The organism is Microbacterium sp. K35, from assembly GCF_004794375.1.
Taxonomy (GTDB): Bacteria; Actinomycetota; Actinomycetes; order Actinomycetales; family Microbacteriaceae; genus Microbacterium; species Microbacterium sufflavum.
In genome coordinates, this window is sequence record NZ_SSDM01000221.1 from 1 (window position 1) to 14,386 (window position 14,386).

Annotated in this window: 10 protein-coding genes, 1 pseudogene and 2 riboswitches; of the genes and pseudogenes, 10 read left to right on the plus strand and 1 reads right to left on the minus strand. The window is 69.5% G+C overall.

The genetic code is table 11. The annotated features are described in order from the left end of the window. Window positions 1–161: 161 nt before the first annotated feature. A riboswitch (glycine riboswitch) is annotated at window positions 162–256 on the plus strand. Between the two features lies 1 nt (window position 257). Beyond that, window positions 258–355, plus strand: a riboswitch (glycine riboswitch). 54 nt (window positions 356–409) lie between these two features. The 8 genes from gcvT (at window position 410) to DW299_RS08205 (ending at window position 10,867) form a co-directional block, all read left to right on the plus strand. Continuing rightward, entirely contained in the window at window positions 410–1,525 is a 1,116-nt protein-coding gene (gcvT, locus tag DW299_RS08170; RefSeq protein ID WP_136036296.1) for a glycine cleavage system aminomethyltransferase GcvT, read from the plus strand. Beyond that, window positions 1,522–1,899: a glycine cleavage system protein GcvH gene (gene gcvH / locus DW299_RS08175; RefSeq protein WP_136028632.1), complete on the plus strand. Its 378-nt coding sequence runs from the start codon at window positions 1,522–1,524 to the stop codon at window positions 1,897–1,899. The genes gcvT and gcvH overlap by 4 nt, the downstream gene beginning before the upstream one ends. Window positions 1,900–1,960: 61 nt before the next feature. Next, window positions 1,961–4,801 (plus strand): aminomethyl-transferring glycine dehydrogenase, encoded by a 2,841-nt coding sequence (gene gcvP / locus DW299_RS08180; RefSeq protein WP_240745349.1) that lies wholly within the window; start codon window positions 1,961–1,963, stop codon window positions 4,799–4,801. 215 nt (window positions 4,802–5,016) lie between these two features. Further along, the gene (locus tag DW299_RS08185; protein ID WP_136028634.1) at window positions 5,017–6,669 is read left to right on the plus strand and encodes a peptide ABC transporter substrate-binding protein; all 1,653 of its coding nucleotides are present in this window, start codon (window positions 5,017–5,019) and stop codon (window positions 6,667–6,669) included. Window positions 6,670–6,770: 101 nt separating this feature from the next. Then, the gene (locus DW299_RS08190; protein ID WP_136028635.1) at window positions 6,771–7,697 is read left to right on the plus strand and encodes an ABC transporter permease; all 927 of its coding nucleotides are present in this window, start codon (window positions 6,771–6,773) and stop codon (window positions 7,695–7,697) included. Continuing rightward, a complete protein-coding gene (locus tag DW299_RS08195; protein WP_136028636.1) occupies window positions 7,690–8,631 on the plus strand; it encodes an ABC transporter permease in 942 nt (313 codons plus the stop codon). Before DW299_RS08190 ends, DW299_RS08195 begins: the two co-directional genes overlap by 8 nt. Then, on the plus strand, window positions 8,628–10,301 hold the full coding sequence (locus DW299_RS08200; RefSeq protein ID WP_136028637.1) for a dipeptide ABC transporter ATP-binding protein: 1,674 nt from the start codon (window positions 8,628–8,630) through the stop codon (window positions 10,299–10,301). Before DW299_RS08195 ends, DW299_RS08200 begins: the two co-directional genes overlap by 4 nt. A 2-nt stretch (window positions 10,302–10,303) precedes the next feature. Then, window positions 10,304–10,867 (plus strand): PH domain-containing protein, encoded by a 564-nt coding sequence (locus DW299_RS08205; protein ID WP_136028638.1) that lies wholly within the window; start codon window positions 10,304–10,306, stop codon window positions 10,865–10,867. Window positions 10,868–10,885: 18 nt separating this feature from the next. Here DW299_RS08205 and DW299_RS08210 read toward each other — a convergent pair whose 3' ends face one another. Continuing rightward, window positions 10,886–11,659 (minus strand): CPBP family intramembrane glutamic endopeptidase, encoded by a 774-nt coding sequence (locus DW299_RS08210; protein WP_136028648.1) that lies wholly within the window; start codon window positions 11,657–11,659, stop codon window positions 10,886–10,888. A gap of 120 nt (window positions 11,660–11,779) precedes the next feature. Here DW299_RS08210 and typA point away from each other — a divergent pair, with 120 nt between their 5' ends. Together typA and DW299_RS08220 are read left to right on the plus strand one after the other, a co-directional pair. Then, complete coding sequence (gene typA / locus DW299_RS08215; RefSeq protein ID WP_136028639.1) at window positions 11,780–13,693, plus strand: translational GTPase TypA; 1,914 nt, start codon at window positions 11,780–11,782, stop codon at window positions 13,691–13,693. A gap of 171 nt (window positions 13,694–13,864) precedes the next feature. Next, a pseudogene (locus DW299_RS08220) lies at window positions 13,865–14,386 on the plus strand (aggregation-promoting factor C-terminal-like domain-containing protein); the annotation flags it as partial.

Genomic DNA, 14,386 nt, shown 5'->3' on the forward strand with positions numbered 1-14,386 from the left:
TACACCCGCACCCTCCTCGGCGCCGCCCCCGAGCCCGAGAACCTCGGCCGTCTTCGCGATGAGGTGCGTGCGGAGCTCGCGGGACGGTGATCCGGGTCCGAGCCGTATGGGTGGGGCCCGCGCCTCGGGCTAGACTGAAGCCACAATCGAAGACAGGCCGAACGACCCACGCGGGAGAGCCCCGGCGCACGCAGCCGGGCACCGAAGGAGCAAGCCTCCCCGCCAATCTCTCAGGTACGCGTACCGCGGGGGTCCGGCCGCTCTGAAAAGCGATCCCGAGCTGTCGGGGATCCGCCGACGGTGAAAGCCCGCGTGCTCGTGCGGGCGAAGCTCTCAGGCCCATGACAGAGGGGGAGTTCCCTGGAACGGCAATGCCGCCGTTCCGCCCGACCCAGCCCGGGAGAACTCCATGTCCGACCCCCGCTTCACCCCGCTGCGCGAGCGCCACGAGGCCCTCGGCGCATCCTTCACCGACTTCGGCGGCTGGCAGATGCCGGTGCGCTACACGTCCGACCTCGCCGAGCACCACGCCGTGCGCCAGGCGGCGGGCATCTTCGACATCTCGCACATGGCCGAGTTCACCGTGCGCGGAGGGGACGCGGGTGCCTTCCTCGACTACGCACTGGCCGGACGGCTGTCGGCTCTCGCGGTCGGCAAGGCGAAGTACTCGCTGCTGCTCACGCCCGAGGGCGGCATCGTCGACGACGTGATCGTGTACCGGCTCGCCGACGACGACTACCTGATCATCTCCAACGCCGGCAACCGTGACGCCGTCCGTGGTGCGCTCGCGGACCGGGTCGCGCACTCCGGGGTCGAGCAGGTCGAGGTCGCCGACGTGTCCGACGACTACGCCCTCATCGCGGTGCAGGGTCCGCGCGCCGAGGAGATCCTCGCCGCGACGGCCGGTATCGGCGAGGTGAGCGTGCCGTGGGCCGAGCAGCGCTACTACGCCTGGGCGTCCGCGACGTTCGCGGGGCAGCCGCTGCTCCTCGCCCGCACCGGCTACACGGGCGAGGACGGCTTCGAGCTTCTGGTGCCGGCGGCTCACGCGGCCGCGCTGTGGGATGCCGTGCTCACCGCCGGGACGCCCCTGGGCCTGGTACCGGCGGGCCTCGCGGCGCGCGACACGCTCCGGCTCGAGGCCGGGATGCCCCTGTACGGCCATGAGCTGAGCCTGGACACGTCGCCCGCGCAGGCGGGCCTCGGTCGCGTGGTGGTCGCCGCGAAGGAGCGCTTCGTCGGCAAGGACGCCCCCGCCCCGGCGGCCAACGCGCGCGTCCTGGTCGGACTGACCGCCGAGGGTCGCCGCGCGGGCCGCGCCGGCTACGCGGTGGTCGACGCCGACGGTGCCCCGCTGGGGGAGATCACCAGCGGCGCCCTGAGCCCGACGCTGGGTCATCCGATCGCGATGGCCTACGTCGACCCTTCTTCCGCGGAAGAGGGAACCGCAGTATTCCTTGATGTGCGGGGGACCCGTATCCCCGCGACCGTGACCGCCCTGCCTTTCTACCGGAGGAACTCATGACCGACCTCAGCGCACTCCGCTACACCGACGAGCACGAGTGGATCGCCGGTGACGGCGACACCGTGACCATTGGCATCACCGACTACGCCGCCGAGAAGCTGGGCGACGTGGTGTTCGTCGAGCTCCCCGCCGTCGGCACCGAGATCACCGCCGGCTCCGTGGTGGGCGAGATCGAGTCGACCAAGTCGGTCGGCGAGCTCTACGCCCCGGTGGCCGGCACGGTCGTCGAGATCAACGACGCCGTGGTCGACGACCCGTCGCTGGTGAACGCCGAGCCCTTCGAGGGCGGCTGGCTGCTCAAGGTCTCGGTCGCCGCCGGCGCCCTGGACGGACTGCTCGACCGCGACGCCTACGTCGCACTCACGGAGGGCTGAGACACACGTGGTTGCTTTCGCCGATCGTCACATCGGACCCACCGAGGCCGCACAGCGCACGATGCTCGACGCGCTCGGGCTCGGCGGCGCGGAGGACGGGCCCACCAGCCCGGTCGAGACGCTCATGCGCCAGGCCGTCCCCGCCTCGATCTACACGGGGCCGGAGGCCGCGGTCGCGGAGTCGCGCATCCCCGCCGCCGCGAGCGAGACCGAGGCCCTGGCCGAGCTGCGGGCGCTCGCGTCGCGCAACACGGTCCGCCGCGCGATGATCGGCCTCGGGTACTACGGCACCATCACGCCCCAGGTGATCCAGCGCAACGTGCTGGAGAACCCCTCCTGGTACACGGCTTACACGCCGTACCAGCCCGAGATCTCGCAGGGGCGCCTGGAGGCGCTCATCAACTTCCAGACCATGGTCGCCGAGCTCACCGGCCTCAGCACCGCGAACGCGTCGATGCTCGACGAGTCCACGGCCGTGGTCGAGGGGATGCTGCTCGCGCGGCGGGCCTCGAAGTCCTCGTCGAACGTGTTCGTGGTCGACGCCGACGCGCTGCCGCAGACCAGGGCCATGCTCGCGTCCCGCGCGGACGCCCTCGGCGTCGAGCTCGTGACGGTCGACCTCGCGGCGGGCGAGGAGCTGCCGGACGAGCTGTTCGGCGTGTTCGTGCAGTACCCCGGCGCGTCCGGTCGCGTGTGGGATCCGACGGCGGTGTTCGAGGCCGCGCACCTTGCGGGTGGTCTCGCCGTGGCCGCGGCCGACCTGCTGGCGCTCACACTGCTCACGGCCCCGGGGACGATGGGTGCCGACGTCGCGGTCGGCACCACGCAGCGCTTCGGCGTGCCGATGGGCTTCGGCGGACCGCACGCCGGCTACATGGCGGTGCGCTCCGGCCTCGAGCGCCAGCTGCCGGGGCGACTGGTCGGGGTGTCGGTCGATGCCGACGGCAAGCCCGCGTACCGGCTCTCGCTGCAGACGCGCGAGCAGCACATCCGCCGGGAGAAGGCCACGTCCAACATCTGCACGGCGCAGGTGCTGCTCGCGGTCATGGCTTCGATGTACGCGGTGTACCACGGCCCCGACGGGCTGCGCTCGATCGCCCAGGGCGTCGCCGGCAAGGCCACCCTGTTGCGTGACTGGCTGGTCGAGGCGGGGGCCGAGGTCGTGCACGAGCACTTCTTCGACACGCTCACGGTGCGGGTGCCTGGCGCCGCGGCGGAGCATGCCGCCCGCGCGCGCGAGGAGCACGGCATCCTGCTGCGGGTCGCCGACGCCGACACGATCGGTGTCGCGGTGGACGAGACGACGACGTTCACCGACCTGCACCGCGTGGCGCTGGTGTTCGGCGGGCCGACGGAGCGGGCGTTCGCGTTCGTCGCGGGTGTCTCGGTCGCGCTGCCGGAGGCTCTCCGCCGCGCGGACGAGTACCTCACGCACCCGGTGTTCCACGCGCACCGCAGCGAGACCGCGATGATGCGCTACCTCAAGAGCCTGTCCGACCGCGACTACGCGCTCGATCGCGGCATGATCCCGCTCGGCTCGTGCACCATGAAGCTGAACGCGGCGACCGAGATGGCGGCGATCACGTGGCCCGAGTTCGCCGGCATCCACCCGTTCGCCCCGGCGGACGACGTGCAGGGCTATCTCGAACTGATCGATCAGCTCGAGAGCTGGCTCGCCGAGATCACCGGCTACGACGCGGTGTCGCTGCAGCCGAACGCGGGGTCGCAGGGCGAGCTCGCCGGCCTGCTCGCGATCCGCGGCTACCACCACGCGAACGGCGACGCGCACCGCACGGTGTGCCTCATCCCGTCGTCGGCGCACGGCACGAACGCTGCGTCTGCCGTGCTGGCGGGCATGAAGGTCGTGGTCGTGGCCAGCGATGCGCTCGGCAACGTCGACCTCGACGACCTCCGCGCCAAGATCGCGCAGCACGCCGATGAGCTCGCTGCGCTGATGATCACGTACCCCTCGACGCACGGGGTGTACGAGGAGCAGGTGGTCGAGATCACGACGGCGGTGCACGAGGCCGGCGGTCAGGTGTACGTCGACGGCGCGAACCTCAACGCGCTGCTCGGCTACGCGCGCTTCGGTGACCTGGGCGGCGACGTCTCGCACCTCAACCTGCACAAGACGTTCGCGATCCCGCACGGCGGGGGTGGCCCCGGCATCGGCCCGGTCGCGGCGAAGGCGCACCTGGCCCCGTACCTGCCCTCGCACCCGCTGGCACAGCGCGCCGAGCATTTCGGCGGCTACACGTTCGACGGTGCGGTCATCTCGGCGGCCCCCTACGGTTCCGCGGGCATCCTGCCGATCTCCTGGGCCTACGTGCGCATGATGGGAGCCGACGGGCTGCGCCGGGCGACCGCAGCGGCCGTGCTCTCGGCGAACTACATCGCGGAGCGGCTCGGCTCGCACTTCCCCGTGCTCTACACGGGCGAGAACGGCCGGGTCGCGCACGAGTGCATCCTCGACCTGCGTCCGCTCAAGGAGGCCACGGGCATCACGGTCGACGACGTCGCCAAGCGCCTCATCGACTACGGGTTCCACGCGCCGACGATGTCGTTCCCGGTCGCCGGCACCCTGATGGTGGAGCCGACCGAGTCGGAGGACCTCGACGAGATCGAGCGGTTCATCGAGGCCATGATCATGATCAAGGCCGAGGCCGACGCGGTGGCCGCCGGACGCTGGCCGGCCGACGACAACCCGCTCGTGCACGCACCGCACACCGCGGTGTCGCTCATCGCGGGGGAGTGGACGCACGCCTATACGCGCGAGGAGGCGGCCTACCCGGTGCGCTCGCTCGTGGCCGCCAAGTACTGGCCGCCGGTGCGCCGGATCGACCAGGCGTACGGCGACCGCAACCTGGTGTGCGCGTGCCCGCCGGTGGAGGCGTTCGCCTGAGCCACGAGGGATCCGCGGACGGCGTCGCGACCACTTCCGGGTGGCGCGGCGCCGTCCGCGTCTCCCCATGTTTCGCGCGTGTGACGATTGGTCACCACTCAGTAACAGTTCGTTAGCCGAGTGCGTCGGCGGGCGGACTCGCGGGTTACGCTCAGGTATCCCTGCGTGCTCGACGATGCGCACGCAGAATTCCCACGTCCACAGGAGGACACAAAGTGAAGCGCAACAAGATCGCCCTGGCGGGCGTCGCGCTGTTCGCGGGTGGCGCTCTGGCGCTCGCGGGCTGCGCGGGCGGATCCGGCAACACCGGTGACGGCGGCAACGGTGGGGCCAAGGCCGACCCGGATGCCATCATCACGACGAACGGCTCGGAGCCGGAGAACCCGCTGATCCCGACCAACACGAACGAGGTCGGTGGCGGCAAGATCCTCGACGAGATCTTCGCCGGGCTCGTCTACTACGACGCCGAGGGCAAGCCGGTCAACGACATGGCCGAGGAGATCACCACGGAGGACCCGCAGCACCTCACCGTGAAGCTGAAGGAGGGCCAGACCTTCTCCAACGGCGAAGAGGTCACCGCCGACAACTTCATCAAGGCGTGGAACTACGGCGCACAGGCGGAGAACGCCCACCTCTCGAGCTACTTCTTCGAAGACATCGAGGGCTTCCAGAACACCCCCGACGTATACGGCGCTCAGGGCGACATGTCCGGTCTCCAGCAGGTCGACGACTACACGTTCACGATCACGCTGAACAAGCCGGCCGCCGACTTCGCGCTGCGCCTCGGCTACTCGGCCTACTACCCGCTGCCCGACGTCGCGTTCGAGGACATCGACGCGTTCGGTGAGAACCCGATCGGCAACGGCCCGTACAAGCTCGACGGTGAGGGCGCCTGGCAGCACGACGTGCAGATCGACCTGGTCCGCAACGACGACTACGACGGCGGTCGCAAGGCCAAGAACGGCGGCCTGTCGATCATCTTCTACGCGACGCAGGACGCGGCCTACGCCGACCTGCAGGGCAACAAGGTCGACGTCATCGACGTCATCCCGTCCGTGTCGCTGCCGACCTTCCAGGACGACCTGGGCGACCGCGCGGTGAACCAGCCGTCGGCCGTCTTCCAGTCGTTCACGATCGGTCAGTTCCTGCCGCACTTCTCCGGCGAAGAGGGCATCCTCCGTCGTCAGGCCATCTCGATGGCGTTCGACCGCGACCAGATCACCGACAAGATCTTCTTCGGCACCCGCACCACGGCCTCCGACTTCACGTCGCCGGTCATCGACGGCTGGTCCGACTCGATCAAGGGCAACGAGGTCCTGAAGTACGACCCCGAGAAGGCCAAGGAGCTGTGGGCCGAGGCCGACGCCATCTCCCCGTGGGAGGGCGAGTTCAAGATCGCCTACAACACCGACGGTGGCCACCAGGAGTGGGTCGACGCCGTGACCAACGCGATCTCCAACACGCTGGGCATCGAGGCGTCGGGCGACCCGTACCCGACCTTCTCGGTCATCCGCGAGGAGATCAACAACAACAGCATCAAGACCGCTGCCCGTTCGGGTTGGCAGGCCGACTACCCCGGTCTGTACAACTTCCTCGGCCCGCTCTACGCGACCAACGCCGGTTCCAACGACGGTGACTACTCGAACCCCGAATTCGACGCGCTGATCGCCGAGGGCATCAGCAACACCGACACCGCGGCTCAGGTCGAGGAGTTCACCAAGGCGCAGGAGATCCTGTTCAACGATCTCCCCGCGATCCCGCTGTGGTACTCCAACGTGACCGGTGGTTACGCCGACACGGTCGACAACGTCACGTTCGGCTGGAACTCGGTCCCGCTGTACTACGAGATCACGAAGGCTGCCGAATAGGCCTGACGGAGCTCGCACCCGCGAGGCGGTGACGGTTTCCGTCACCGCCTCGTCGGGTGCTCCCGTTCGGTCTGTTCGCGCCCTCCCGAAAGGGACTGCGGATGCCCAGCTATATCATCAGACGTCTTCTCCAGGTGATCCCCGTGTTCTTCGGGGCCACCCTGCTCATCTACTTCCTCGTGTTCGCCATGCCGGGCGACCCGATCCTGGCTCTGTTCGGCGATCGCACGCCCAATGAGGCTCTCGTCAACGCCCTGCGCGAGGAGTACCACCTCAACGAGCCGTTCCTGGTCCAGTACTGGTACTACATCACCGGTGTCTTCCAGGGTGACCTCGGCACGACCTTCTCCGGTCGCCCGGTCTCCGCGGTGCTCGTCGACACGCTTCCGGTCACCGGCCGGCTCGCCGTCATGGCGATCGGGATCGAGTTCACGCTCGCGATCACGATCGGCACGATCTCGGCGCTGCGCAAGGGCAAGCTGTTCGACACGACCGCCCTGCTGGTCGCGCTCGTCGCCCTGGCGATCCCGATCTTCGTGCTGTGCTTCCTGGCCCAGTACTTCCTGGCGATCCAGTGGGGCTGGTTCAGCCCGACCGTCGGCTCCGACAACGACTGGGGCGGCCTCTGGCTCCCCGCCCTCGTGCTCGGGTTCAGCCTCTTCGCCGTCAGCATGCGCCTGATGCGCAGCTCGGTGATCGACACCCTCAACCAGGACTGGGTGCGCACGGCGTACAGCAAGGGACTCTCGCGCACCCGCGTGATCCCGGTGCACGTGCTGCGCAACTCCCTGCTCCCGGTCATCACCAACTCCGCCACGAACTTCGGCGTGCTCCTCGTGGGCGCGACCGTGACCGAGGGGATCTTCAACATCCCCGGTGTCGGCAACACGCTCTACCAGGCGGCGATCCGCGGTGAGGGGCCCACCGTGGTCTCCTTCGTCACGGTGTTCGTGATCCTGTACGTGCTGGTGAACCTTGTCATCGACCTGCTCTACGGTCTGCTCGACCCGAGGATCCGCTATGTCTGACCCCACCACGCAGAAGCACTACGTCGCCCCGGTCGAGACCGAGTCGATCGCCATCGACGCGGTGCGCGTCGCCGAGAAGCCCAGCAACCTGTGGCGCGACGCGTGGCGCGACCTGCGCCGTCGCCCGATGTTCTGGTTCTCGGTGCTGCTCGCCGCGCTGTTCATCGTCATGTCGTTCTGGCCGACCCTGTTCACGCAGGTCAACCCGCGCGTGTGCGACCTGATGAACAGCAACGAGGGCCCGACGCCCGGCCACCCGCTCGGGTTCAACTTCCAGGGCTGCGACATCTACGCCCGCGTCGTCTGGGGCGCCCAGACGTCGCTGTCGGTCGGTCTCATCGCCACCGTGATCTCCGCGGTGCTCGGCCTCATCATGGGTGCGCTGGCCGGTTTCTACGGCGGCTGGATCGACGCGCTGCTGTCCCGCATCGGCGACATCTTCTTCGCGATCCCGTACATCCTGGCCGCCTTGGTCGTGATGACGGTGCTCTCGGACTATCGCTCGGTGTGGACGCTCGCGCTCGCGATCGGTGGCTTCTCCTGGGCGTCCACGGCACGCGTCGTGCGCGCTGAGATCCTCCGGGTGCGGCAGGCGGACTTCGTCATGGCGTCGCGCTCGCTGGGCCAGTCCCGGTTCAAGACGCTGCTGACCCACGTGATCCCCAACGGCATCGCGCCGCTGCTGGTCGTGTCGACCCTGGGACTCGCCGCGGCGATCGTGGCGGAGGCGACCCTGTCGTTCCTCGGTGTCGGACTCGGCGGCACGGTGGTGTCGTGGGGTAACGACATCAGCCAGGCACAGGCGGCTCTGCGCATCGCCCCGATGTCGCTCATCTATCCATCGATCGCGCTCACCCTCGCGGTGCTCGCGTTCGTCGGCCTCGGCGAGCTCATCCGAGACGCCCTCGACCCGAAGGCGAGGGCCCGCCGATGAGCGACCACAACGCCGCCCAGATCCCGCTGCTGAGTGTCCGCGACCTCAAGGTCGCGTTCCGTTCGCAGGAGGGGATGCGCGAGGTCCTGCACGGTGTCACGTTCGACGTGTTCCCCGGCGAGACCGTCGCGATCGTGGGGGAGTCCGGCTCGGGCAAGTCCACCACGGCCACGGCCATCGTCGACCTGCTGCCGGGGACCGGAAAGGTCACCGGAGGATCGATCACGCTCGAGGGCCGTCCGCTCACGGGCCTGAGCCGACGCGACATCGAGGCGGTGCGCGGTCGCGACATCGGCTTCGTGCCGCAGGACCCCATGTCGAGCCTCAACCCGGTGTGGAGCATCGGCTTCCAGGTCAAGGAGGCCGTGCGCGCCAACGGCATCGCCCAGGGGCGTGCCGCTGTCAAGGCACGCACGATCGAGGTGCTGCAGCAGGCGGGTCTGGCCGATGCCGAGCGACGGCTGCACCAGTATCCGCACCAGTTCTCCGGCGGGATGCGCCAGCGCGCGCTGATCGGCATCGGTCTCGCGGCCGACCCGAAGCTCCTGATCGCCGACGAGCCGACCTCGGCCCTCGACGTGACGGTGCAGCGGGTCATCCTCGATCACATGGCCTCTCTCACGCGGGACAAGGGCACCTCGGTGCTCCTGATCACGCACGACCTCGGTCTCGCGGCCGAGCGCGCGGAGAAGATCATCGTGATGAACGGCGGCAACATCGTCGAGGCGGGGCCGAGCCGTCAGATCCTGGAGAACCCGCAGCACCCGTACACCAAGCGGCTGGTGGCCGCGGCGCCCAGTGTGGCGTCGCAGCGCATCCAGGCGGTCGTGGAGGATCGGGGGATCGAGACGCTCGAGGACCTCGCGGACATCCCGCCGACCGTCCGGGTGGCCGGTCTGACGAAGGACTACAAGATCCGCCAGGGCAACTTCCGCAGCGAGGCCTTCCGGGCGGTGGACGACGTGTCGTTCGAGATCCCGCGCGGCAAGACGCTCGCACTGGTCGGGGAGTCCGGATCGGGCAAGTCCACGGTCGCGAAGATGGTGCTCAAGCTCGAGGATCCGACCGCCGGCACGATCGAGATCGACGGCCAGGACGTGTCGGGGCTCTCGAACGCGCAGGCGTTCGGGCTCCGTCGCCGGATGCAGCCGGTGTTCCAGGACCCGTACGGCTCGCTCGACCCGCTGCGCAACATCGGCAACACGATCGCCGAGCCGCTGCAGATCCACGGCGTCGGCGACCGCGCCTCGCAGCGGGCGCGCGTGGAGGAGCTGCTGGAGCAGGTCGCCCTGCCCCAGTCCCTCGCCACGCGATACCCGAACGAGCTGTCGGGCGGTCAGCGGCAGCGCGTGGCGATCGCTCGTGCACTCGCGCTCAAGCCCGACATCATCGTGCTCGACGAGGCGGTGTCGGCGCTCGACGTGCTGGTGCAGGACCAGATCCTGAAGCTGCTCGCCGACCTGCAGTCCGAGCTCGACCTGACGTACCTGTTCATCACCCACGACCTCGCGGTCGTGCGGGTCTCCAGCGACCTGGTGTGTGTGATGGAGAAGGGCCGCGTGGTGGAGCAGGGCACGGTCGACGAGATCTTCGCGAATCCGCAGGAGGAGTACACGGAGCGCCTGCTGCAGGCGATCCCGGGTGCGTCGATCCCTCTCGGCGGCCACTGAGCGTGGCATCGCCGGCACAGCCCGAGGACGCACGGACCTACCGTGCGTCCTCGGGCACCGTCATCCTCGTGCTCAGCGTGCTGCTGGTGCTGTTCCTGCTGGGGGACACGGTCGTCAACGGCAGCATCGTGCAGGCGCTGCTGATCGCTCCGTGGATGCTCCTCGCCCTGTGGATCGTGTACGAGATCAGCTTCGTGTCGCACGTGCGGGTGGACGCGCACGGGGCGACCGTGCAGAACCTCCTGCGCCGGACGAGCTTCGGCTGGGGGCACGTGCGCGACATCGACCTGCGCTGGCAGCTCGAGTTCGCGCTCGACGACGGCCGCACGCTCACCTCCTGGGGTGGCCCGGCCCGCGCCCGCCCGCCCCGTCAGCGTCGTGACGAGGACGCGGAGCCGCGGGTGCCCTCCGGGTTGCGGGCCCTCACCGACATCCGCGACCGCTGGTCGGAGGCGGCGGCTGCCGACGCGCCCATCCGTCGCACGTGGGACGGCCCCGCGCTGATCGCGCTCGCGGTGATCGTGCTGTGGGCCGCCGCCGCGCTCGTCGTGGTCAACCTCGGCTGAGCACCCGGCGCACCGGGCTCACCCGGGCAGCCCGAACAGCTCCGGCCAGGTGGCGGCCGCCCACGGGTAGCCGACGAACACGGTCGCGTCGATGAGGAAGTGCGCCACCAGGAACGGCAGCAGTCGTCCCGTCCGCTGGTACAGCCACCCGAACAGCAGCCCCATCGCGAGGTTGCCGACGAACGCCCCCGGCCCCTGGTACAGGTGGTAGGTCGCGCGGAGCACGGAGGTGGCGACGATGATCGTCCACGGCGACCAGCCGAGCTGCCGCAGCCGCGCGAAGAGGTAGCCGAGCACCACGAACTCCTCCTGCAGGGAGGCGCGGGCCGCCGCGAGCAGCAGGATCGGCACGGTCCACCAGTGGGCGTCGAGTCCCGCGGGGTTCACGGCCACGAACAGGCCGGCCGCCCGGCCGCCGAGGTAGAGCGCGAGGCCCGGCACGCCGATCGCCACCACGAGCAGCACGCCGCGGGCCACGTCGACGCCGATGCGGGTGCCGTCGAGCCCGAGCCGCCCGAGGTGCGGTCGTCGGCGCTGCCACAGCAGGAAGCACACCAGCACCACGGGCACGAGCGAGAAGCCGATCGAGAGCAGCTGATAGACGAGGTCGAACACCTCGCGGTCGCTGCGGGACGGGTTGAGCGTCGCGGTCTGGTCGGCCAGGGGCACGTCGTCGGTCAGGCGGTAGGCCAGCTGCACGATCGCGTAGACCGCCGACTGCCCGAGCCCCAGGGCCAGCACGATCGCGATCTCCCACCACAGGCGCGCACGGCCCTCGCGGCGCGAGGACATCGGGGGAGCGGGGGTCACGAAGTCGATGCTACGACGTGCCTCGGAGATCCGATCCGGCGCGTACGTTATCCTGGAACGTCGGCTTCCCGGCGCAACCCCACACTCTTTGAGGACCCTTGTATGGCGCACGCCCTCCGCTCTGACCTCCGCAACGTCGCAATCGTCGCCCACGTCGACCACGGCAAGACCACGCTCGTCGACGCGATGCTCCGCCAGACGGGCTCCTTCGGCGAACACTCGCACGTCGAGGAGCGGGCGATGGACTCGAACGACCTCGAGCGCGAGAAGGGCATCACGATCCTCGCCAAGAACACGGCGATCACCTACAAGGGCAAGCACGCCGACGGCAAGGAGATCACGATCAACGTGATCGACACGCCCGGCCACGCCGACTTCGGCGGCGAGGTCGAGCGCGGCCTGTCCATGGTCGACGGTGTCGTGCTGCTCGTCGACGCGAGCGAGGGCCCGCTGCCGCAGACCCGCTTCGTGCTGCGCAAGGCCCTCGAGGCCAAGCTGCCTGTGATCCTGCTGGTCAACAAGACCGACCGCCCAGACGCCCGCATCGCCGAGGTCGAGGAGGAGGCGCACGACCTGCTGCTGGGTCTCGCGTCCGACCTGGTCGACGACGTGCCCGATCTCGATGTCGACGCGCTGCTCGACGTTCCGGTCGTGTACGCCTCCGGCCGTGCCGGCGCCGCCTCGCAGAACCGTCCCGCCGACGGGTCGCTGCCCGACAACGACGACCTGGAGCCGCTGTTCGAGGCGATCCTCGAGCACGTGCCCGCGCCGTCCTATGACGACGAGGCGCCGCTGCAGGCCTGGGTCACGAACCTCGACTCCAGCCCGTTCCTCGGCCGACTCGCCCTGCTGCGCGTGTTCAACGGCACGCTCAAGAAGGGCCAGACGGTCGCCTGGGTCCGCTCCGACGGCACGACCAGCAACGCCCGGATCACCGAGCTGCTGAAGACCCGCGCCCTGGAGCGCTACCCGGCCGATTCCGCGGGCCCCGGCGACATCGTCGCGATCGCCGGCTTCGAGGACATCACGATCGGCGAGACCATCGCCGACCCCGAGGACATCCGTCCGCTGCCGGCCATCACGGTCGACGACCCCGCGATCTCCATGACGATCGGCACGAACACGTCGCCGCTCATGGGCAAGGTCAAGGGGCACAAGCTCACCGCCCGCATGGTGAAGGATCGTCTGGACCGCGAGCTCATCGGCAACGTCTCGCTCAAGGTCGTCGACATCGGCCGTCCCGACGCCTGGGAGGTGCAGGGCCGCGGTGAGCTGGCGCTCGCCATCCTCGTCGAGAACATGCGTCGCGAAGGCTTCGAGCTCACGGTCGGCAAGCCGCAGGTGGTCACCAAGAAGATCGACGGCAAGGTCTACGAGCCGTTCGAGCACCTGACCATCGACACGCCGGAGGAGCACCTCGGCGCGATCACGCAGCTCCTGGCGAACCGCAAGGGCCGCATGGAGAACATGACCAACCACGGCACCGGCTGGGTGCGCATGGAGTTCGTCGTGCCCTCGCGCGGTCTCATCGGCTTCCGCAGCGAGTTCCTCACGACCACCCGCGGCACCGGCATCGCGAACGCGATCTCGCACGGGTACGAGCCGTGGGCCGGTCAGATCACGACGCGCCAGAACGGCTCGATCGTGGCCGACCGCTCCGGCGTGGTGACCCCCTTCGCGATGATCGCCCTGCAGGAGCGCATGTCGTTCTTCGTGCAGCCGACCGAAGAGGTCTACGAGGGCATGGTCATCGGCGAGAACTCGCGCGCCGACGACATGGACGTGAACATCACCAAGGAGAAGAAGCTCACCAACATGCGCTCCTCCACGGCCGACAACTTCGAGTCGATGACGCCGCCGCGGCTGCTCACGCTCGAGGAGAGCCTGGAGTTCGCGCGTGACGACGAATGCGTCGAGGTGACGCCCGAGAAGGTGCGCATCCGCAAGGTGATCCTGGACCAGACCGTCCGCGGTCGCGAGGCCTCGCGCCTGAAGCGTCAGGACGCGAACGCCTGAGGCATCCCCGCACCCTTCCGAGAGGGCCCCACGCTCCGGCGTGGGGCCCTCTTCTCATGAAAATGCCAGGTGGGGGCTAGGTCGATGACGCAGACTCGTTCACTTGCGTCCGGGGCAATCTCCCGATGAGTGTCCCGCATCGGGCGCACGACGACCCGAAAGTCGAACCCAATGCTTCAGAAGACCCGTGCGCTTCGGCGCGCCTCCGAGGTGGCTGCCGCGCGCGCCGCCGTCACCCGTACCCCGCTGCTCGTCCTGGGCACCGCGGCCGCCGCCCTCGTGGGGATCACCCTCACGGTCGGGGTGACGGCCGCCCCCGCCACCGGCGCCGCGCAGCCGGCCGCGTCGGCCGCGATCACGAGCCAGGCCTTCGGCGCGGAACCGCTCACCCGCATCGCCGACGAGGCCGTGATGACGGTGTCGAAGGGGAAGGATGCGGTCGCAGCGGCGGACGCCCTGACCGCCGAGGTCTCCGCGTCCGGCCTCGACGTGAGCGCTGCGGCCCCGGTGGACACGACGCCGCTCGAGGACGACCTGGAGACCCTCGACGACCGTGCGACCCTGCCCTTGCTCCTCGTGACGGTCGCGACCGAGCAGGCCGCCGCCGAGACCGAGAAGGTCGTCGCGGAGACCGCGGCGCTGCAGCAGGCGTACACCGCGGCGCAGGAGCAGAAGGCCGCGGTGTACGCCTGC